The 21935-nt window shown below is 56.6% G+C and carries 17 protein-coding genes; 12 read left to right on the top strand and 5 right to left on the bottom strand.

The genetic code is table 11. From position 1 onward, the window contains the following. Nucleotides 1–94: 94 nt before the first annotated feature. On the bottom strand, nt 95–406 hold the full coding sequence (locus H7848_RS07375) for a hypothetical protein (RefSeq protein ID WP_208349518.1): 312 nt from the start codon (nt 404–406) through the stop codon (nt 95–97). A 475-nt stretch (nt 407–881) separates the two neighbouring features. Here H7848_RS07375 and H7848_RS07370 point away from each other — a divergent pair, with 475 nt between their 5' ends. Both H7848_RS07370 and H7848_RS07365 read left to right on the top strand, forming a co-directional pair. Continuing rightward, the gene (locus tag H7848_RS07370; RefSeq protein ID WP_208349516.1) at nt 882–2105 is read left to right on the top strand and encodes a multidrug effflux MFS transporter; all 1224 of its coding nucleotides are present in this window, start codon (nt 882–884) and stop codon (nt 2103–2105) included. 51 nt (nt 2106–2156) lie between these two features. Further along, nucleotides 2157–3113, top strand: coding sequence for a calcium/sodium antiporter (locus H7848_RS07365; protein WP_208349514.1), 957 nt, complete (start codon nt 2157–2159; stop codon nt 3111–3113). Nucleotides 3114–3364: 251 nt separating this feature from the next. On the opposite strand, the gene mfd is transcribed toward H7848_RS07365, so the two are convergent. Beyond that, on the bottom strand, nt 3365–6826 hold the full coding sequence (gene mfd, locus H7848_RS07360; RefSeq protein ID WP_208349505.1) for a transcription-repair coupling factor: 3462 nt from the start codon (nt 6824–6826) through the stop codon (nt 3365–3367). Between the two features lie 42 nt (nt 6827–6868). Then, nucleotides 6869–7234, bottom strand: a complete 366-nt coding sequence (locus tag H7848_RS07355) for a hypothetical protein (protein ID WP_237072635.1) — start codon at nt 7232–7234, stop codon at nt 6869–6871. A gap of 280 nt (nt 7235–7514) precedes the next feature. Here H7848_RS07355 and hemB point away from each other — a divergent pair, with 280 nt between their 5' ends. Then, nucleotides 7515–8519 (top strand): porphobilinogen synthase, encoded by a 1005-nt coding sequence (hemB, locus tag H7848_RS07350; RefSeq protein ID WP_208349500.1) that lies wholly within the window; start codon nt 7515–7517, stop codon nt 8517–8519. 68 nt (nt 8520–8587) lie between these two features. On the opposite strand, the gene H7848_RS07345 is transcribed toward hemB, so the two are convergent. After that, nucleotides 8588–9157, bottom strand: coding sequence for an LOG family protein (locus H7848_RS07345; RefSeq protein WP_208349498.1), 570 nt, complete (start codon nt 9155–9157; stop codon nt 8588–8590). A gap of 95 nt (nt 9158–9252) precedes the next feature. On the opposite strand from H7848_RS07345, the gene H7848_RS20245 reads away from it, so the two are divergent. From H7848_RS20245 to H7848_RS07330, 3 genes are all read left to right on the top strand, one after another. After that, the gene (locus H7848_RS20245) at nt 9253–10281 is read left to right on the top strand and encodes a LysM peptidoglycan-binding domain-containing protein (protein ID WP_208349497.1); all 1029 of its coding nucleotides are present in this window, start codon (nt 9253–9255) and stop codon (nt 10279–10281) included. 67 nt (nt 10282–10348) lie between these two features. Continuing rightward, the gene (locus H7848_RS07335) at nt 10349–12160 is read left to right on the top strand and encodes an ABCB family ABC transporter ATP-binding protein/permease (RefSeq protein ID WP_208349495.1); all 1812 of its coding nucleotides are present in this window, start codon (nt 10349–10351) and stop codon (nt 12158–12160) included. Between the two features lie 280 nt (nt 12161–12440). Then, a complete protein-coding gene (locus H7848_RS07330) occupies nt 12441–13382 on the top strand; it encodes a hypothetical protein (protein ID WP_208349493.1) in 942 nt (313 codons plus the stop codon). Between the two features lie 73 nt (nt 13383–13455). On the opposite strand, the gene H7848_RS07325 is transcribed toward H7848_RS07330, so the two are convergent. Further along, nucleotides 13456–13842: an ankyrin repeat domain-containing protein gene (locus H7848_RS07325; RefSeq protein WP_208349491.1), complete on the bottom strand. Its 387-nt coding sequence runs from the start codon at nt 13840–13842 to the stop codon at nt 13456–13458. 739 nt (nt 13843–14581) lie between these two features. Between H7848_RS07325 and acs the strand changes: the two genes are divergently transcribed. The 6 genes from acs (at nt 14582) to H7848_RS07295 (ending at nt 21931) form a co-directional block, all read left to right on the top strand. After that, a complete protein-coding gene (gene acs / locus H7848_RS07320) occupies nt 14582–16558 on the top strand; it encodes an acetate--CoA ligase (RefSeq protein ID WP_208349485.1) in 1977 nt (658 codons plus the stop codon). A 4-nt stretch (nt 16559–16562) separates the two neighbouring features. Further along, nucleotides 16563–17246, top strand: coding sequence for an adenylate kinase (locus H7848_RS07315; RefSeq protein ID WP_208349483.1), 684 nt, complete (start codon nt 16563–16565; stop codon nt 17244–17246). Between the two features lie 79 nt (nt 17247–17325). After that, a complete protein-coding gene (locus tag H7848_RS07310) occupies nt 17326–17610 on the top strand; it encodes a DUF4212 domain-containing protein (protein ID WP_208349481.1) in 285 nt (94 codons plus the stop codon). Nucleotides 17611–17616: 6 nt separating this feature from the next. Further along, entirely contained in the window at nt 17617–19407 is a 1791-nt protein-coding gene (locus tag H7848_RS07305; RefSeq protein ID WP_208349479.1) for a sodium:solute symporter family protein, read from the top strand. Between the two features lie 90 nt (nt 19408–19497). After that, nucleotides 19498–20007, top strand: a complete 510-nt coding sequence (locus H7848_RS07300; RefSeq protein WP_208349477.1) for a hypothetical protein — start codon at nt 19498–19500, stop codon at nt 20005–20007. A 100-nt stretch (nt 20008–20107) separates the two neighbouring features. Continuing rightward, the gene (locus tag H7848_RS07295; RefSeq protein WP_208349474.1) at nt 20108–21931 is read left to right on the top strand and encodes a DUF294 nucleotidyltransferase-like domain-containing protein; all 1824 of its coding nucleotides are present in this window, start codon (nt 20108–20110) and stop codon (nt 21929–21931) included. Nucleotides 21932–21935 lie beyond the last annotated feature (4 nt).

Below are 21935 nucleotides of genomic sequence, written 5' to 3'. Positions count from 1 at the left end.
CGAGACGCCGCCGAACGCACGATAGAGGCAACATGGCGCAGGATCGGTAAGCTGCTCGACCGCTTCACCCCGCAGGAATGTGCGAATTACCTTGTCAACTCAGGATACGCTTCAACCTGATCTCATCTTGCTCTAGCAGGGGATGGCGCGACGGTTCACCCCCACGCAATGACAGACGACGCGGCGCAGGGTGCAGACTGAACAACGCCTGCGCCAGGGTCCGGGGCAGCATGAACATATCAGGATATTGCGCAAAGGTGATTTCTGGCTTTTCTGTCGTGCGCAGCGTGGGCGAATAGCATCCCGGACAGTTCAGGTCACAGACGCTTGTCACTTCGACAATCAGTTCAGGGTCAAAACAAAAGACTTCCGGTGTCAGCTTATCATCAATAGCATAAGGTAGCATGGAAAACCTATTGTTTATGTTCAATATTCCAGCCCATGCGACCAATTCGCTCGAAATCAATCAGAATACGAAAAAAGATAAACACTATTCAAACAAAAGGCATGGTCCGATCTGACAGTATCCAGCAAAAAAGCTGTGTCAAATAAAAGCACCGGTCAGACCAAACCAAAAGCCCGAATGCAATTATAGGGCAGAAATATGATTTAATTTTGAGCATGTTGATGATCAAAAAAGGCCGGTAGGCTATGTGTTTGTGAATGAAAAGCTCAGAACGGCAACATTATGAACGGATGATCGCAGGCAGATTGGGTTTGCCTGCGGATCTGCTTGGCCACGTTTTCTTCAGATAGATCTTATGTGTCTTCGGGTTGGAATACTGATGCTTAAGCAACGCCAGAAAGCAACCGCAAAGACATAGTACCATACTCTCCAAAAGCCTCTGGTCAGTCTTGACGACCCGTGATAGCGCGGCACTATGGGCCAGAAACTGATTTCCCGTACAGAATTCATTGCGTTGATGGCGATGCTAACCGCAACGGTGGCTTTTTCCATTGATGCAATGTTGCCCGCACTGGATGACATCGGTCGGGCGCTCAGCCCTGACGATTTGAATCTGGCGCAACTGGTAATCACCAGCTTTGTGTTCGGACTGGGTGTTGGAACCTTTGTGGTGGGCCCGTTATCGGACACGTTCGGGCGCAAAAATATCGTTATCGCGGGCGCTGCTATATATATTGTTGGTGCGTTGCTGGCCTGGATCGCCCCGACGCTGGAATTGATGATTGCCGCCCGTATCTTGCAAGGCATCGGTGCCGCAGCGCCCAGGATCGTTGGGCTGGCCATCGTCCGTGACTTGTACGAAGGGCGCGAAATGGCGCGCATTCTGTCCTTCATCATGCTGATCTTTTCGTTAATCCCGGCCTTTGCCCCGGCTATTGGCGCCGTCTTGATGGGCATTTTGGGATGGCGCGGTATTTTTCCGATATTCGTGGTCTTTATTCTGATTGTCCTCGCATGGATGATGCTGCGCTTGCCTGAATCCCTGCCACGCGACGCCCGCCGTCCCCTGCGTGCCCCCGCGCTGACACTTGCCTTGAAAGAGGTCTTTACCCACCGGTCCGTCCGACTGTCGGTCATGGTGCAGACCTTGTGCTTTGCCATGCTGTTCACCGCCTTGATCACGACGCATTCCGTCTATGACGTCACTTTTGACCGCGAGGCACAGTTTCCATTGTGGTTCGCACTGACAGCCGTTTGCGCGGCCAGCGCCAGCCTGATCAATGCGGCCCTTGTTGTCCGGTTGGGAATGCAGAAAATGGTGCGGATAACTCTGATGGTGCAGATCTGTATCTCGGGCGTCATGGTGATGGCCTCGATGACAGACATACTGCCCCCACTGGCCTACTTCGCGCTTTATGTCGTCTGGGTGACGTCGGTTTTCTTTCTGGCGGGCATGACAATCGGCAACCTGAACGCCATCGCGATGGAGCCCCTGGGCCATATCGCTGGCATGGCTGCCTCGGCCATTGGCGCGGTTTCCACAGTCGGATCGGTGTTGATCGCCATCCCGATCGGGCAGTTGTTTGACGGCACGCCGACATATGTGGCCATGGGCGTTCTGGCCTGTGCAACCCTTGCGTATTTGTTGATGCTGCGGCTGCGGGCGGTTGATGAAAATATCGTCTCGACCAAGGCTTGAAGCAACGCACCGCAAGGGCCATTTCGCATCGGTCTGGGGTAAGGGATCAAAATGGATTTCCTTTTTATCATCATAGGCTTGATCGGCCTTGTGATCGACGGTGAACTGCTGGTGCGGTCCGCTGTTGCCGTGGCAACGCAGTTGCATATTTCACCGATGATCATTGGTTTGACGCTGGTGGGCTTTGGCACCTCGATGCCTGAACTGGCGACCAGCGTTCAGGCCGCCTTTGCCGGATCGCCGGGCATTGCGATCGGTAACGTCGTGGGCAGCAATATTGCCAATATCCTGCTCATCCTGGCTTGCGCAGCACTTGTTCGCCCCATGGTCACCCATCCCGCCAGCCTGCGCCGCGACGGTGGTGTGCTGGTTCTGGCAACGGTTCTCTGCATCGGTGTCGTCCTGACAGGCACTGTCGGTCGGACCGTCGGGGCAATCTTCATTACGCTACTCATCGCATATCTCTGCGTCACGATCTGGCTGGAAAAACGGCCCCAAACCGCCGCTGCTGCAACCTATCAGGCCGAAGCTGATCTGATCGCGCCCGTCGGGCCATCCATATGGTGGTCGCTGCTGGTCTTCGTCACGGGGCTGGTGATCATGCTGGCGGGTGCGCAGTTTCTGGTGCAGGGCGCGATTTTCATCGCACAAAGCTTTAACCTGCCCGAAGCCGTGATCGGCCTGACCATCGTTGCTGTCGGCACGTCCCTGCCCGAGTTGGTCACATCCATCATCGCCGCCCGCAAAGGTCAGGGGGATGTGGCATTGGGCAACGTGATCGGCAGCAACATTTTCAACATATTGGGTATCCTTGGCACCACCGCGCTGCTATACCCCATCGCCGTCCCTGCCAGCATCGCTACGCTGGATATCTGGATCATGGCGCTGGCGACGCTGGCACTGCTGATTTTCGCCGTAACAGGCCGCAAATTGTCCCGGATTGAAGGCAGTGTACTGCTGGCAGGCTATGTCACTTATGTCAGCTTTCTGGTGGTAACCACGCTGTAAGGTCTGAAAAAGCGCATCTATCATCCTGCGCAGTCCCGGCCCACGCGCCGGGGCCTCAAAGACCAAGTAAATACGGTCGTGCAACTCTATATCGCTTGGCTCAACCACCCCCGCCCGGTGGGCACCACCGGGCAGCGCCCGACCGCCCCCCATTGGCGGGCGCTTCTCGCCCACCCGCAGACGGTCGCTGCCCTTTTTCATCACTTGCACTCCGCAACATTCAGAAGGTACTTGTAAACAATAAGCTCTCTTTACCCCGCCACTGTCTTTTTCCGCTTCTTCTCGGCCACGACCTTTTCAGCCAGATCACGGGCAATGCCAAATGCGCCCTTAATCTTGTCTGCGCTTTTCGCCCAGTCACGTCGGATGACGATCTTATTGTCCTTAACTTTCGCCAATCCGCGCTGTGCCTCGATGAACTCGACCAAACCCTGGGGCGAGGCGAACTTGTCGTTGTGAAACTGGATCGTCGCCCCCTTGGGCCCGCCGTCCAGCTTGGCAATGCCGGCCTTTTTACACATCGCCTTGATACGAACGATCAGCATCAGGGTGTTGACCTCTTTCGGCAAGGGACCAAAGCGGTCGATCAGTTCGGCGGCAAAGCCTTCCAGTTCAACTTTGCTGGTTAACCCGCTGAGGCGACGATATAATCCCAGACGCACATCCAGATCGGGCACATAGTCTTCGGGGATCAGAACCGGCACGCCCAGATTGATCTGCGGGGCCCAGGTGCCGTCATCGTCGCTAAGGCCTTCCATCTGGCCGGATTTGATCTTGGCAATCGCCTCCTCCAGCATGGTCTGATACAGCTCATAGCCCACTTCGCGCATCTGGCCTGACTGTTCCTCGCCAATCAGGTTGCCCGCGCCGCGAATGTCCAGGTCCTGACTGGCCAGGGTGAAGCCTGCCCCAAGCGTATCCAGACTGCCCAGAACCCGCAGCCGCTTTTCCGCCTGGGTTGTCAGTTTCACACGCGGCTTTGTTGTCAGATAGGCATAGGCCCGCGTTTTTGATCGCCCCACCCGACCCCGGATCTGGTAAAGCTGCGCCAGGCCGAACATATCCGCGCGATGTATGATCATTGTATTAGCAGTGGGGATATCCAGGCCGGATTCCACAATCGTTGTGGCCAGCAGCACGTCATACTTGCCGTCGTAGAAGGCGTTCATGCAGTCGTCCAGCTCACCCGCGGCCATCTGACCATGGGCGGTGATAAACGTCACCTCGGGCACCTGTTCGCGCAGGAACTCTTCAATTTCAGGTAGATCGCTGATGCGCGGGACGACATAGAACGACTGCCCACCGCGATAATGTTCGCGCAACAAGGCTTCGCGCACGGTAACGGTATCAAATTCGCTGACATAGGTACGAATGGCCAGCCGGTCGACGGGCGGCGTGCCGATGATCGACAGATCGCGCACGCCCGACAGCGACAATTGCAACGTGCGCGGAATGGGCGTGGCGGTCAGGGTCAGCACATGGATATCGGTGCGCATCTGTTTCAGGCGTTCCTTGTGCTGCACGCCGAAATGTTGTTCCTCATCAATGATCAGCAGGCCAAGGTTCTGAAACTTCACGGTTTTCGCCAGCAGCGCATGGGTGCCCACCACGATATCGACCGTGCCACGACTGATCCCTTCGCGGGTTTTGCTGGCGTCCTTGGCACTGACAAAGCGCGACAACTGCCGCACCTGCAGCGGGAAGCCGCGGAACCGTTCGGCGAAATTGGCATAGTGCTGACGCGCCAGCAGCGTGGTCGGCGCGATGATCGCCACCTGCAGACCCGACATGGCGGCGACAAAGGCCGCGCGCAGTGCGACCTCGGTCTTGCCAAAACCCACATCACCACAGATCAGTCGGTCCATCGGTTGCCCGCTGGCCATATCGTCCAGCACATCGTGAATGGCCGATAGCTGATCGTCAGTTTCCTGATAGGGGAAGCGGGCCTGGAAGGCGTCCCAGCTTTCGGGCGGCGCTTCCAGCACGGGCGCAGTGCGTAGGGCCCGTTCAGCCGCCACGCGGATCAGGCGATCGGCGATCTCACGGATGCGTTCTTTCAGCCGTGCTTTCTTGGCCTGCCACGCCCCACCGCCAAGCCGGTCAAGCAACCCTTCCTCATGGCCGAACTTTGACAAAAGCTCAATGTTTTCAACGGGCAGGTATAGCCTGGCGCCTTCGGCATATTCCAGAAAAATACATTCATGCGCGGCACCGGCGGCGGTGATGACCTCAAGCCCATGGTACCGCCCGACCCCATGATCCACATGCACCACCAGATCACCGGGGGACAGCGATTGGGTTTCAGTGAGGAAGTTCTCGGCCCGGCGTTTTTTCTTCGGCGCGCGGATCAGACGGTCACCCAAGACATCCTGTTCAGAAATGACGGTGACACCGGGGGCCTCAAACCCATGTTCCAGCGACCAGACCGCCAGATGCACAGCGCCATCCTGCACGTCGGCCATAGTCGAAATCAGCCGCGTGCCCTCCAGCCCCTCATCCTGCATCAGCCCCCGCAAACGTTCGCGCGCGCCCTCGGAATAGCTGGCGACGACCACCGGCGCGGCTTTGATCCGTTTCTTAACATGATCCGATAACGCATTGAACAGGCTGATGTTTTCCTGCTGCCGTTCGGGCGCAAAGTTTCGGCCGATGCGCCCACCAGCATCAATCACCCCAGGCCCCGTCGGCTGCGGCAATGGCGCAAACTGCAGCACACGCCGCCCCTGAACCTGCGCCTGCCAGGCCGCATCATCCAGATAAAGCAACTCTGGCGGACAGGGCTTATAGACCGTGCCCGCGCGGTTTTTCTGGCTCATCGCCTCGCGCCGGGCATCGTATTGATCGGCGATGCTGTCCCACCGCGACAGCCGCGCGGGCGTCATCTGATCATCCAGCGTGATCACCGCATCGGGCAGATAATCGAACAGCGTTTCCAGCTTGTCGTGGAAAAACGGCAGCCAATGTTCGATACCAGCCGTCTTACGCCCCGCACTGACGGATTCATACAGCGGATCATCGGTTCCCGCCGCGCCGAATTCGATGCGATACGTCTGCCGAAACCGGGTGATCGCAGCTTCGTCCAGGATCACCTCGCTGACCGGGGCCAATTCGACCGTGGTCAGCTTTTCAGTTGTCCGCTGGCTGACCGGATCAAACCGCCGCGCCCCATCCAGCACATCGCCGAACAAATCCAGCCGCACAGGGCCGCTTTCACCGGGTGGATAGACATCGATGATGCCGCCGCGAATGGCGTAGTCCCCAGGCTCCATCACTGTGGGGGCCTGCGTAAAGCCCATACGCACAAGAAAATTCTTCAGCGCCGCTTCATCCACGCGGCTGTCCACCTGGGCTTTGAAGCTGGCATCACGCAACACCTCGCGCGCAGGCACCCGTTGCGTGGCGGCGTTCAGCGTGGTCAACAGTACAAAGCGTTGCGGCATCCCATGCACCAATCCGGCCAGAACCGCCATCCGTGCAGCCGCAATATCCGCATGTGGCGACACGCGATCATAGGGCAGACAATCCCAGCCCGGAAACGAAAAAACCGGCAGTGCGGGGTCGTAGAACTGCAATGCCGCGCGCATCGCCTCAAGCCGCTTGTCATCGCGCGCGACATGACACACCGGCGCATCTGCGCGGGTAAGTTCCTGAAGGATCAGCTTGGCATCAAACCCCTCGGGCGCGCCGCTGACGGTGATGTGGGATGCAGACATGATGCGTCACCTACCGCGCCGGGCGGCGAAGTCAACCGCAGATCAGAACCAAGCTGTATTGTGCAACGTGTTGTAATACATGCCCCAGAACGATGTAATCAAAATCGCAATGACACCAATTAACTGTATCCAGAACCTCAGCATCAATATCTGCTTTCGAAGGTCATCCCCAGTCGGCATATGTTGTTGAAATTTGCGCGCCTTGTTGACAGTCATCAGCAACACGATCGACGCAGGCATCGCCAAAAGAAAAATCGCCTGAGCCGTTTCGAATGAGTAATAAAATCCAAGCAAGCCCAGGCCTGTCAGCATAAAACAGAAGAACCCTGTCGCAAACCCTGTTCCACGCCCCAGTAAATGATCAATACGGTTCACGTTAATGCGCACCATATCTTCGAAATCGGTCATCGCTTGACCTTTCTTTCTGCGCGCGCGGGACACCATGTCATAGGGCACCCCCATAACCCAATTGGCTAGAACTGACCACATCACCAGAACGCTAGCCCAGTACCACATACTGGAAAACGACCGCAGATTGATGTAACGGACAAAGGTGTTGTAGACTATATCAAGATACGGATCATTCATCACTTTGCCCGTTTAAACCGGTTTTTTGCCACTGCCTACCCTTGAGCACGTTCTGAATTCATGCGACCCAGTCTGCCAGACATAGATCAGGCAGGCCAATATGAAACCCACCCTTTCGACTTTTCCCCGATCCCGTCCGCGCCGCCTGCGGCAATCCGATGCGATCAGGCGATTGGTGTCGCAAAACACGCTGACCGTCAATGACCTGATCTGGCCGATTTTCGTGCAAGAAGGCGAAGATCAGGAAAACCCCGTCGCCTCCTTGCCCCATGTCAGCCGTCTGACAATCGACCTCGCCGTTCAAGCCGCCGCCCGCGCGCGCGATCTGGGCATCCCGGCCATCTGCGTCTTTCCCTATGTCGAGCCATCACTGAAAACCGAAGACTGCCGCGATGCCTGGAACCCCGACAACCTGTCGAACCGCGCCATCCGGGTCATCAAAACCCAAATCCCCGACATCGCCGTCATGACCGATGTCGCGCTGGACCCTTACAACATCTTCGGCCACGACGGCATTGTGCGCGACGGCATTATCCTGAACGATGAAACAAACGACGCTTTGGCAAAAATGGCGCTGGCCCAGGCCGACGCTGGTGCCGACATCCTTGGGCCGTCTGACATGATGGACGGCCGCATCGGCGCCATGCGTGACGCCCTTGAAAGCGCCGGGCACAAAGATACCATGATCATGAGCTACGCCGCCAAATACGCATCCGCCTACTATGGCCCATTCCGCGATGCGGTCGGGGCCTCGGGCGCGCTGACGGGTGACAAGAAAACCTATCAAATGGACCCGGCCAATTCCGATGAAGCCCTGCGCATGATCGAACGTGACCTGAAAGAAGGCGCGGATATGGTCATGGTCAAACCCGGCCAGCCGTACCTGGATATCTGCCGCCGCGTGAAAGACACCTTCGGCGCGCCCACCTTCGCCTATCAGGTCTCGGGCGAATACGCGATGATCGAAGCGGCCGCTGCCAACGGCTGGATCGATGGCGAAAAGGCCATGCTGGAAAGCCTGATCGCCTTCAAGCGCGCAGGCTGCGACGGCATCCTGACCTATTTCGCCCCCCGCGTCGCCGAATACCTGCAACAAACCAGATAAACATCATTGTTCCCCAAATACTCTCGCTGAAGGCAAGCGCTTTCGCAGAGGAAGTATCTATAGGCGGTTCAAGACAGACGTCCGACAAAATAATCCCGCAACCTATCGACTAACGCATCAGCCGTATCCGCAACTTCGGTAAAATCGCGAAAGCTGTCTTCGGCAAAGCCTTCTTTGATCATGTGATCGATCAGGCCAATCAGCTTGTCCCAATAGCCTTCTGTATTCAAAAGAAAAATTGGCTTCCGGTGCAAGCCAAGCTGTTTCCAGGTCACGACTTCGAAAAATTCGTCCAAGGACCCCGCGCCGCCAGGCAGCACTACGACGGCGTCCGAGTTCATATACATCACCTTCTTCCGTTCGTGCATGTTTTCGGTGACGACAAAGCGGGATAGATCGCGTTTCCCGACCTCACGTTGCAGCAAATGCTGTGGGATCACGCCGAATGTCTCACCTCCTGCGGTTTGTGCGGCATTTGCCACCACGCCCATCAGTCCCACATCCCCCGCGCCATAGACCAGACGCCAACCGGCGGCGGCAATCCCGCGGCCCACATGGCGCGCGTCGCGTTCATAGGCGGGGCGATGTCCTGACCGTGACCCACAAAAGACACAAATGGATGGTTTTAATCCCTGCATGGTGAAACCTGTTTGAGAAGAATTTTGACCTCTGATAGCGGCCCTGCTAGCATCCCGCAAGGGAAGATCGGGAAGGGAAACGGGTGATCACGAACGTGCGTAATTCAAGAGTCATAATCACCTCGGCCATAGGTGTGGTAATTGCAGCCCTGGTCGGGATTGCGACCTATAATCTGCTGCCCGCACCCGGTGGGTATGAGGCCGTTCTGGTCGCCGATAGGGCACCTGCCGCGCCCGATGCACCTGTCACACTTGAGGATACCACAGATGTGCTGCGGCCCACCTTTGATGTTGTGCGCATCGATCCTGACGGGCGGACACTGGTGGCAGGCCGGTCTGTGGCAAGCGCAGATGTACGTGTGCTGGTGGATGGGCAACCTGTTCAGAATCAGGCCGCTGATGCCGGTGGCCGCTTTGCGATGTTTCTGAACCTTGAGCCCAGCGCGAGCCCCCGTGTCATCACTCTGACCATGACATCGCCCGAAGGCGACGAGATCAGATCGACCCAGGAAATCATCGTATCGCCCTTTGACGGCAGTGCGCCCGCCCAACTGTCCCAGGCCCCCGCCGCACCGAAGATCCCGCAAAGCCCGACGATTGTGATGGCCGGCACGGACGGCCTGCAGCTGCTGCAGGCCTCAGCACCGCCGCCCGAGCTTGCCGAAAACGTGGCACTGGATGCGATCGGGTACGACAACACGGGCACGGTTGAACTGACCGGGCGCGCCGCTGGCGATGGTTTTGTGCGTGTCTATGTCGACAACCGCCCCGTAACGACGGCGCAGATCACCGATGACGGTGAATGGCAACTGGCCCTGCCGCAAGTTGATGCGGGCACCTACACCCTGCGGATTGACGAGGTCAGCGATGACGGTCGGGTGACCTCACGGATCGAAACGCCCTTCAAACGCGAAGCGCCCGAAGATCTGGCCGTTGCCATACAGCAAAACGGCAGCGCACGGGTGTCGGTGCAGACGGTTCAACCCGGCGCGACCCTTTGGGCCATTGCCGAGGACGCCTATGGCGACGGATTTCAGTATCTGAAGGTGTTTGAGGCCAACCGTGATCGTATCCGCGACCCTGACCTGATCTATCCGGGGCAGATTTTCACAGTACCACAATAAGACTGGGCATTCCGCGTCTAGCGCCCTAGGTTAGCGCCTCAGACAAAGACACAGGACGCAGCCCACCGTGAGCAATGCCGACATTGACGCCGCCGAACGCCGCAGCGGGTGGCGGACGATCCGTAAGGTTTCCCCCTATCTTTGGCCGCGCGATCAGCCTTGGGTCAAACGCCGGGTGGTGGCTGCGCTGGCTATTCTGGTACTGGCCAAACTGGTCGCGGTGACCACGCCATTTTTCTACAAAGGTGCGGTTGATGCATTGGCCGAGGAAGCCGACGGCACGGCCTGGATGCTGGCTATCGGTGCTGTGGGGCTGACGGTGGCCTATGGCATGGTTCGATTGCTGACGGTCGGCTTTCAACAATTGCGCGACGCCGTTTTCGCCAGTGTGGGCCAACGCGCATTGCGGGCGCTGGCGCTAGAAACATTCTCTCATATCCACCGGCTGAGCATGCGCTATCACATCACGCGCAAGACCGGCGGCCTTAGCCGCATTATCGAGCGGGGCGTCAAGGGCGTGGATTTTCTGCTACGTTTCCTTCTGTTCAGCATCGGCCCCCTGGTGCTGGAACTTTTGATGATCGGCGTCATTCTGGCCGTCGTTTTTGACATCAGTTACCTGTTGGTCGTTGTCATCACCATCGCGGTTTACGTCTGGTTTACCTTTACCGTCACCGAATGGCGCGTGCGCATCCGCAAGGAAATGAACGACCAGGACACCGATGCCAATCAAAAGGCCATCGACAGCCTTCTGAACTTCGAAACGGTAAAGTATTTCGGGGCCGAGGCGCGTGAGGCCGCGCGCTATGACGTGGCCATGCAGGGGTATGAAAAAGCCGCACTAAAAACCAGCTACAGCCTCTCTTTTCTGAATTTCGGGCAGTCGTTCCTGATCACGACCGGGTTGGTCGTCGTCATGGTTCTGGCAGCCCTTGGCGTGGATCGCGGTGATCTGACCGTGGGCGATTTCGTGATGGTGAACGCCTATATGCTGCAGATCACGCTGCCGCTGAACTTCCTTGGCACGGTTTACCGCGAAATCCGGCAATCACTGGTCGATATGGGGGAAATGTTCGATCTGCTGGAACAGCCCTCGGAAGTTCAGAACAAACCCGATGCCCCTGCCCTGCAGGTGAATGGCGGCACGATCGAACTGGATGACGTCAGTTTTGGCTATGACCCCGAACGTCCCATTCTGATGGGCGTCAGTCTGACTGTCGGGGCGGGCCAGCGCGTGGCGATCGTGGGGCCGTCGGGGTCGGGTAAATCCACGATCGGGCGACTTTTGTTCCGGTTTTATGATGTGACCGGCGGCGCGCTGCGGATTGACGGGCAGGATGTCCGCGATGTCACCCAGGACAGTCTGCATGCCCAGATCGGCGTCGTGCCGCAGGACACAGTACTGTTCAATGACACAATCTATTATAATATCGCTTATGGCCGACCCGATGCCCCACGGCGCGATATCGAAGACGCCGCACGCGCCGCGAAAATTCATGATTTCATCAACGCCCTGCCCGATGGGTATGAAACACTGGTGGGCGAACGCGGGCTAAAGCTGTCAGGCGGGGAAAAGCAACGCGTGGGTATCGCGCGTACACTGTTGAAGAACCCTCCGATCCTGCTACTGGACGAAGCGACCAGCGCTTTGGACACCGAAACCGAACGCGATATCCAGGACAGCCTGCGCGCCATGGGCGAAGGCCGGACTGTCATCACCATTGCGCACCGCCTGTCGACGATTGTCGATGCCGATCAGATCATCGTGCTGGAAAACGGCGTGATCACCGAACGCGGAACCCATGATGAATTGCTGTCCATGAACGGCCGCTACGCGCGGATGTGGCACCGACAACTGTCCGAGGAAGACGCCGCGTAAACGATTTAATTCGACGTGACGCCCCATTTATGGACCTCATTCAATGAAAAAGATTATTGCGCTGATCGTTTGTTTGCTGATCGTGGCTTCGATCATTCGCGGGATCATACACAGCACAACCGCACCTGGTACATTGGAAATCGTCGTCAGACTGGTTGACGGCGGCCCCGATGTGACAGGGCAATTCAGAACCTACGTGGGCTTTGTGCCAGAGGGCAGGTCCGAAGAACTAACACTTGGAACGATACAGGTCATCCGGCCAAATGCCGAAGACGAAAATATGTATGAGGTGCCGCCTGACAAGGATATCGGTATTTTTGTCCTGTCTCGTGGCGTGCCTCCTTTCCAATCGATCGTCCGTGTCAGCAAAGGCCAACATCTGACGCATGATTTCATATTGAATGCTGGTGTTGTGCAGGTCACGGCGGAACGGCCCCCGAATACCGGCAGCCCGAATATCTGGTTTGTCGGCCCGGATGGGCAGTTTGATGTAAATGACCGTTTCTCTGATGGTGTCGCATTCACCGTGCCGGCAGGCGAACAGATCTTTCAGGCGGGTCGAGGTTTGGAGACCAAGACAGAAAGCATAAATGTTATCGCCGGGACGACACAAACTCTGGTCATCCACAGCGAAATCGGCAGGCTAACCGTAAACATTGAGACGTCTTTTACATTTGACGAACTATCGCCAAAGCCTGTGCTCATGACAGAACATGGACGTCGCTTTCTGCACCGTCATGATAATCAATTTGACGCTGGCAGATGGCAACATGGCACATATAACGCCAGGATAGCATTTTCTGAAAGATTTCATATTCCGATCCGATCAACGTCTAAGGTCACGCCTTCGATCGTGATAGATAAGACAGAAAATGCGATGACAATCCCGCTTTCACTGATGGGTGTCGACGTTCGTTTTACAGATTGGCCGGATGGGGTGCCGGAAAATGCTATGGCACTGATTGTCAGCACCTCCGATCCTGGACGACCGTTTGCAACATATATGATAAGAAACAACCGCGCGTCCCTGATGTTTCTGCCGCCTGAAAAAACACATGACTACGCCATAGCCATCGTGAAGGGTGACAATGTGCTTGCCTTGCAAGCGATTGGGCAACTGTTTCCCTACGATCCAAGAACCGAGGCTATTCCTTTTGGCGGTGATCAAAAGCTTTGTCTTAAGATCGTTCCGGATTTTGAGTGCAGCCAACTGTCGGAATAATCCGCGCGCTGTCGTGCACCTGATCCACGCCGGTCCTAAATAATGTTAGGATGAAGATGCTTGCCATTCAACACTAAAGGTTTTCAAAAAGCCTTTTGATCTGACCCTTCAAGCCAGCGGCAAGGCTGGCGGGGGACTGGCCGAATTCCGACACCAAAGACACATCGGCCCCCGCATCAAGCAGCGCCTGAATAACAGCAACGTTCTGCTTTCTGAGGGCAACATGCAGCGGTGTTTCAGACATATCGCCCACAGCATCGATATCCGCACCTGAGCGTATAAGTTCCAGCGCAGCATAGGTGTCGTTTCGCCATAACATCACATGCAGCGGCGTATCACCGTCACAATCCCTGCTGTTGATCGACACCTTTGCATTACCCATCTCCGCCGGGAAAAGAGTATCCGAACACGACGCCAGAATATCTTCCAAGCTGCATCTTTCTTTCAATCTCTTTGGCATCGGTTAATATCCTTCAGAACTCGCGAAACTCTGGCAACTGGTGAAAGGCAGATACTTTTTCACCACTTTTGAAACTGTTGCAACGTATCCTGGGTATCTGTCTAAACGTTGTGTTATGACTGACCCGATGTGTCAACCTAAGTGTATACATCCGGGCTTTTGAAGCGCTTTTGCCAAAGCCAATGTCCGGTCAATCAGAGTTTTCATTGTCTTCCTTGCAACCAATACGAATCTAGTCGCAAAAAATCAGCATACAACTGTATACGAAACAATCTGGTTATGGCCAGACCAAAAGTCATTATCCAGGTCTTTGTTTCCTATGGTCACCCCATAACGCGGTTCAACGAAATAAAATTACCCGACCATTTCCCCTTAAAAATCAACGCCAACTGGCGCTAACGGCAGTTTTTACAAGGCATTCTACGACTTTGGTCTAGTACGGAACCCTACGTCACACCTGATAGTGTCACCCGTAACGTAACGCATCGTGAAAAGGGCAAATTGGTTTGGTGCTGACGGGGGGCCTTATCAAGTTCGCGCACTGGGCCGGGGACAGATAAATGCAGGCATGGCGTTTCACGGTCTTGCCTTGGATCATCCAACAGATATGGTGAAACGAAAAAACGCGGGCCACGCGTACAACAGTATCGTCACGAGTGAAAAGAACAGTTTACCAAGCCTGATCAAAGCGGTCGGTCGAAATGTTCAGAAAATTGACGAATGACGAATGGAGGAGACTATGACAGCTCAAGCGCAACAGGAAGGTGCCGAGGCACCGGTATATGCGCCATCGGCTGAATTTGCAGCCAATGCGCATGTCGATGCTGAAAAATATGCGGAAATGTACGAGGCCTCGGTCAAGGATCCTGAGGCGTTCTGGGGGGAACACGGGAAGCGGCTGGATTGGATCAAGCCCTATAGCACGGTCAAGAATACCGATTTCAGCTTTGGTGATGTGGCGATCAAATGGTTTGAGGATGGCACACTGAATGTGGCCGCGAACTGCATTGACCGTCACCTGAAAGACCGCGCCGATCAGACTGCGATCATATTTGAGCCCGACAACCCCAACGAAGAAGCGCAGCACATCACCTATGCTGAGCTGCACCGCCGGGTTTGCCGGATGGGCAACATTCTGGAAGAGATGGGCGTGCGCAAGGGCGACCGTGTCGTGATCTATCTGCCGATGATCCCCGAAGCCGCTTATGCCATGCTGGCCTGTGCGCGGATCGGGGCCATTCATTCGATTGTCTTTGCGGGCTTTTCCCCCGATGCCCTGGGTGCGCGGGTGAACGGCTGTGACGCCAAGGTCGTGATCACGGCCGATTATGCGCCCCGCGGCGGGCGCGAAACACCATTGAAATCCAACACCGATCAGGCGCTGCTGCACGCGAAAGACAGCGTCAAGGTTTTGGTCGTCAAACGCACCGGCGGTCAGACGACATGGATCGACGGGCGCGATTACGACTATAATGAAATGCTGCTAGAGGCCGATGATTACTGCCCTGTGGCCGAAATGCGGGCCGAGGATCCGCTATTCATCCTCTACACCAGCGGATCAACCGGGCAGCCCAAGGGAGTGGTACACACCACCGGTGGTTACCTGGTCTATGCCGCGATGACGCATCAATATGTGTTTGATTATCACGATGGCGATGTCTTCTGGTGTACCGCAGACGTGGGTTGGGTCACTGGTCACAGCTATATCGTTTATGGGCCGCTGGCCAATGGTGCCACCACGCTGATGTTCGAAGGCGTGCCCACCTATCCAGACGCCAGCCGGTTCTGGCAAGTCTGCGAAAAGCACAAAGTCAACCAGTTCTACACGGCCCCCACCGCAATTCGCGCACTGATGGCGCATGGCAATGAGCCGGTGGAAAAATGCGATCTAAGCGATCTGAAATTGCTTGGCACCGTCGGCGAACCCATCAACCCCGAGGCCTGGAACTGGTACAATGATGTCGTGGGCAAGGGTAAATGCCCCATCGTCGACACATGGTGGCAAACCGAAACCGGCGGTCACTTGCTGACCCCCCTGCCCGGCGCAACCGCGTTAAAACCCGGATCAGCGACAAAGCCATTCTTTGGGGTACAGCCTGTTGTGCTGGACCCACAAACCGGCGAAGAAATCACCACAACCGCCGCCGAAGGGGTGCTTTGCTTGAAAGACAGTTGGCCCGGCCAGATGCGCACCGTCTGGGGCGATCACGACCGGTTCCAGTCGACCTATTTTGAACAATACAAAGGCTATTACTTCAGCGGTGACGGCTGTCGCCGGGATGCGGATGGCGATTACTGGATTACGGGCCGTGTGGATGATGTGATCAACGTCAGTGGTCACCGCATGGGCACCGCCGAAGTTGAAAGCGCACTGGTCGCTCACGCCAAGGTGGCCGAGGCTGCCGTGGTCGGATACCCCCATGATATCAAGGGCCAGGGCATCTACGCCTATGTGACGCTGATGAACGGGATCGAGCCGACGGATGAGCTGCGCAAAGAGCTTGAGACATGGGTGCGCAGCGAAATCGGCCCCATCGCCAAGCCCGATCTGCTGCAGTGGGCGCCGGGCCTGCCCAAGACGCGATCGGGTAAGATCATGCGTCGTATCCTGCGCAAGATCGCCGAGGATGATTTTGGCGCCCTTGGCGATACCTCGACCCTGGCTGATCCATCGGTTGTCGATGATCTGATCGAAAACCGTATGAACAAGGGATAGCGTGATGGATGTGCAAACACTCACGAAACCCTCTGTTCTGATCCTGCTTGGCCCGCCCGGCGCGGGCAAAGGCACTCAGGCGCGGATGCTGCAGGATAAATTCGGTCTGGTGCAGCTTAGCACCGGCGATCTGTTACGCGCGGCAGTCGCGGCGGGGACCGAAGCCGGAAAGAAAGCCAAGGCGGTGATGGAAGCCGGCGATCTGGTCAGCGATGATATCGTCATCGCCATTCTGAAAGATCGTCTGGCCGAACCTGACACCGCCAAGGGCGTCATTCTGGATGGCTTCCCGCGCACAACGGCTCAGGCCGAGGCCTTGGATGATCTGCTGGATCAAACCGGCCAAAGCATCAATGCCGCCATTTCATTGGAAGTTGACGATGACGCGATGGTCACGCGTATCTCGGGCCGTTATACCTGTGCGACCTGCGGCGAAGGCTATCACGACAGTTTCAAAAAACCCGCTGTTGAGGGGGTTTGCGACAATTGCGGCGGCACCGAAATGAAGCGCCGCGCCGATGATAACGCTGAAACCGTCGGCGCCCGACTGGCCGCGTATCATGCGCAAACCGCACCCCTGATCGATTACTACGACAGAAAGGGCGCGTTAAGGCGTATTGACGCAATGGGGACAATCGACAAGATTGCATCTGACATGGGTTCGATCGTCAAAGACGTGTCGGCCTGAAGAACTGGCTGGATGACCGAAGGAGGCGGTCATCCGGAATGTGGGGAAAACCAACAGAGAGAAAAGGGAGGAGCGCCACATGGCGGATCAAACCTCAAACCGAACCGGGGCAGCACAGGACGCAAGTTCGTACTGGTCGGCAAATCTAAGGCTTATCGTGATCTGTCTGATCATTTGGGCCTTGGTGTCATTCGGATTTGGCATACTGCTGCGCCCAATGTTGTCGGGCATCGCAATCGGGGGCACCGATCTGGGCTTCTGGTTTGCACAACAAGGGTCAATCCTTGTCTTCCTGGGACTGATCTTTTTCTACGCCTGGCGGATGAACAAGATCGACCAGCAATATGGCGTGGATGAGGAGTAAAGAGTAATGGACCAGTATATGCTAAACCTGCTGGTGGTGGGCGCATCATTTGCGCTTTACATCGGCATCGCGATCTGGGCACGCGCCGGATCAACGTCTGAATTCTACGCCGCAGGGCGTGGTGTGAACCCGGTCATGAACGGGATGGCAACGGCGGCAGACTGGATGTCTGCGGCGTCGTTCATTTCAATGGCCGGTCTGATCGCCTTTGTGGGCTATAATAACTCGTCCTTCCTGATGGGCTGGACTGGTGGCTATGTGCTGATGGCGCTGCTGCTGGCCCCGTATCTGCGGAAGTTCGGCAAATTCACCGTGCCTGAATTTATCGGCGACCGCTTCTACAGCACAAGCGCGCGTGTGGTCGGTGTGATCTGTCTGCTGGTGATTTCGATCACATATGTGATCGGTCAGATGACCGGCGCCGGCGTGGCTTTTTCCCGCTTTCTGGAAGTCGAAAGCTGGCAGGGTCTGTTCATCGCGTCCGGCGTTGTCTTCATGTACGCCGTTCTGGGCGGGATGAAAGGCATCACCTACACCCAGGTCGCACAGTACTGTGTTCTGATCGTCGCCTATACCATTCCGGCGGTCTTCATTTCGCTGCAGCTGACAGGCAATCCGATCCCGGGTCTGGGGCTGTTTTCGACCCACACCGAATCCGGCTTGCCACTGCTGACAAAGCTGGATCAGGTCGTGACCGAACTTGGCTTTAATCAGTATACCGCCGCGACCTCGCCCCTGAATATGGCGCTGTTCACGCTGTCGCTGATGATCGGTACTGCCGGTCTGCCACACGTGATCATCCGCTTTTTCACTGTGCCAAAGGTTGCTGACGCACGCTGGTCGGCCGGTTGGGCGCTGGTCTTCATCGCGCTTTTGTACCTGACGGCCCCTGCCGTTGGTGCGATGGCCCGCTTGAACATCACCGAACAGATGTGGCCCAATGGCGGTGTCAATGGTGACGCGGTCACGGTTCAGCAGATCGAAACCGAAGAAACCTATCAGTGGATGGAAAACTGGGTTCAGACAGGTCTGTTGCGGTTCGAAGACAAGAACGGCGACGGCATGATCCAGTACTACAATGATGGGAATGCCGAAATGCAGGCCCTTGCGGCGCAGCGTGGCTGGGAAGGCAACGAACTGGTGACGTTTAACCGCGACATCCTTGTGCTGGCCAACCCTGAAATCGCCAACCTGCCGCCCTGGGTCATCGCCCTGATCGCGGCCGGTGGTCTGGCAGCCGCGCTATCAACGGCGGCGGGTCTGCTGCTGGCCATATCTTCGGCAATCAGCCACGACCTGATCAAAGGCACCTTCAACCCCGAGATTTCCGAGAAAAGCGAACTTCTCTGGGCGCGGGTGTCGATGGCGGGTGCGATTGTTCTGGCGACCTATCTGGGGCTGAATCCACCGGGCTTTGCGGCCCAGGTTGTGGCGCTGGCCTTTGGTCTGGCGGCAGCAACGCTGTTCCCGGTCCTGATGATGGGTATCTTCTCAAAGCGGGTGAACTCGGCCGGTGCAATCGCAGGTATGCTGGTCGGCCTTCTGGTCACACTGGCCTATCTGTTCACCTATCTGGGGATCCTGTTCATTCCGGGCACAAACCTGCTGGAAAACACTGCGGTCAACCACCTGTTCGGCATCTCGCCCCTAGCCTTTGGCCCAATCGGTGCGGTTCTGAACTTTGCCACAGCCTTCATCGTGTCTTCGATGACTGAGGAACCCCCACAAGAGGTTCAGGATCTGGTCGAAAGCGTCCGCATCCCACGCGGTGCAAGTGCTGCGGCCGCCGATCACTAAGATACTGATCGGGCCTGCCATCGGGCCCGACCACTCACGGCATCCTGCCTGTTTTTCAGGCAGGATGTTTTGGTTTCAGAAGGCCACTTTATGAATATCGCCAAGAATACCCCGGAACAGCTGGTGCTTTGGCATCTGTCGTGGATTGTTCTATTGGTTTTGGGGATCACGGTTGCCTTCTTTGGTGTTTGCCTGTTTGCGGGCATTTATGCGAACAACACTGTTGTAACAGTGATCGGCTCGGTCGGAAGTCTTGTCATGATCGGCACCATGGTAATGGCCGGTGAACGTGCGGTCATTCACTTTGTTGCCGCAGACGACCATGTGATCATTGATCAGCGTCGGCTGTTGTCCAGCACGAAGCAGCAGATCATGCTGACACCTGATACCCGCGCCGTTCTGGAACCACCCTGGGCGGAACGGGGCTCAACCGCCCGTATTATGCTGACATCTGACAGTACTGAGCCAAACGTACCGCTGACCTCTTACATGTTCCAATATCAAACGGCTTTTACGGTCAGCCACCAGATTAATGATTGGCTTGCGGCGTACCTTCATGCAAAGGATCAGGCGCGTGCTTGGGATCGGGATGCGTCATAATCAGCCTGCCCCGCCGGCAACGAACCGGGGTCGCGCGGAATGGCTTTTCATTGCTGGGATTGATCCGCATAGTGGGGCCATTGATGGCGGGTGATAAGCGATGACACAAAGCACCGAAGCAATAGCGGACTTTCTTGGCAACATGCAGCCCTACGACAGGCTGCCAACCGATGCCCTGACCCAGATTGCAGATCAGATGCAGCGGCTGGACATTGCGCAGGGCGATGCGATCTATCATGCCGGTGAACCCATGCCGGGGCTTTATGTCATCACGCGCGGTCAGGTCACTGTGCGCGATCAGAATGATGTGCAGATCAGCGTTCTGGGCCCGCGCAATTCTTTCGGGGAACGCGGTCTGATGCGTGACGGTATGGCCGTCACCACGGCCCATGCGACCGAAGACAGCACATTGCTGCGCCTGGCCCCGGACAGCTTTCATCAGTTGATGAAGTCGCAACCCGCGTTCAAGCGCTTTTTTACACGCACACGAGCCACCGATGCCAAGACCAGCGATCTGACAACGATCACGGTGGATCAGATCATGGCGAAAAACCCCATCACCTGTCCGCCCGGCACGACCATTCATCAGGCCGCGCAGATCATGCGCGATATGCGGATATCCTGCCTTTGTATTCCGGGCGAAAACGGGCTGGAGGGCATCTTAACGATCCGCGATCTGACCAATCGCGCCATTGCAGATGCGCTGCCCCTGGATACACCGGTGTCGCAGGTTATGACGCGAAACCCGATCACCCTGCCCTCGAACGCGCTTGGCACGGATGTCTTGCACAAGATGGTGGAACATAATCTGGGCCACCTGCCCATCATGCAATCGGGCGAATTGGTGGGGATGATCACGCAGACCGATCTGACGCGGTTTCAGGCGCTGAGTTCGGTTCAGTTTGTCGAAGGCATTTCCGGTGCGGCGTCGGTTGAGGCGATGGCCAAGGTCACCGCCCAGATCCCACGGCTGCTGGTTCAACTGGTCGCGGCAGGCAACAGGCATGATGTGATCACGCGCCTGATCACCGACATCGCTGATGCCGTCACACGGCGCCTGCTGAAGATGGCCGAGGCCCAGCTTGGGCCCCCGCCTGTGCCCTATCTTTGGCTGGCCTGCGGCAGTCAGGGGCGACAGGAACAAACGGGCGTGTCAGATCAGGACAATTGCCTGTTTCTGCACGATGACGCAACCGAGGCGGATTTTGAATATTTCGACGCCCTGGCCAAGATCGTGTCCGACGGGTTGAACCAATGCGGCTATGTCTATTGCCCCGGCGATATGATGGCCACGAACCCGCGCTGGCGACAGCCCTTAAAGGTCTGGCGCGAATACTTTGCCGGTTGGATCGCCACCCCAAACCCCGAGGCGCAGATGCTGGCCTCGGTCATGTTCGATTTGCGCCCCATCGGCGGGGACGTCAGTCTGTTCGACAATCTACAGGAAGAAACACTGAAGCAGGCCGCTGGCAATTCGATCTTTACCGCGCATATGGCGTCGAATTCGTTGAAACACACGCCGCCCCTTGGTCTGCTGCGTGGTTTTGCGACGGTGCGGTCGGGCGAACACAAGCATCGCTTGGATATGAAACACAACGGGGTCGTGCCCATCGTCGATCTGGGCCGGATGTATGCGCTACAACATCAGCTGACGCCGGTGAACACACGTGCCCGTCTGACCGCGGCCCGCGATGCAGGCGCCATCAGCAAAAGCGGTGCGCGTGATCTGCTGGATGCCTATGATCTGATCGCACAGACGCGGCTGGAAAATCAGGCCACCCTGATCAAAAAGGGAAAGACGCCGAACAATTTTCTATCGCCGGGCACGTTATCGGACTTTGAGCGAAGTCATCTACGAAACGCTTTTGTTGTGGTAAGAACAATGCAGTCGGCGCTGTCACAGGGGCGTGGCATACTGACATAAAGAC

The sequence above is a fragment of the Pseudaestuariivita rosea genome (genome assembly GCF_017592335.1).
In the GTDB taxonomy this organism is placed as follows: Bacteria; Pseudomonadota; Alphaproteobacteria; order Rhodobacterales; family Rhodobacteraceae; genus Parasulfitobacter; species Parasulfitobacter rosea.
This window is presented reverse-complemented; position numbering and strand designations above follow the sequence as displayed.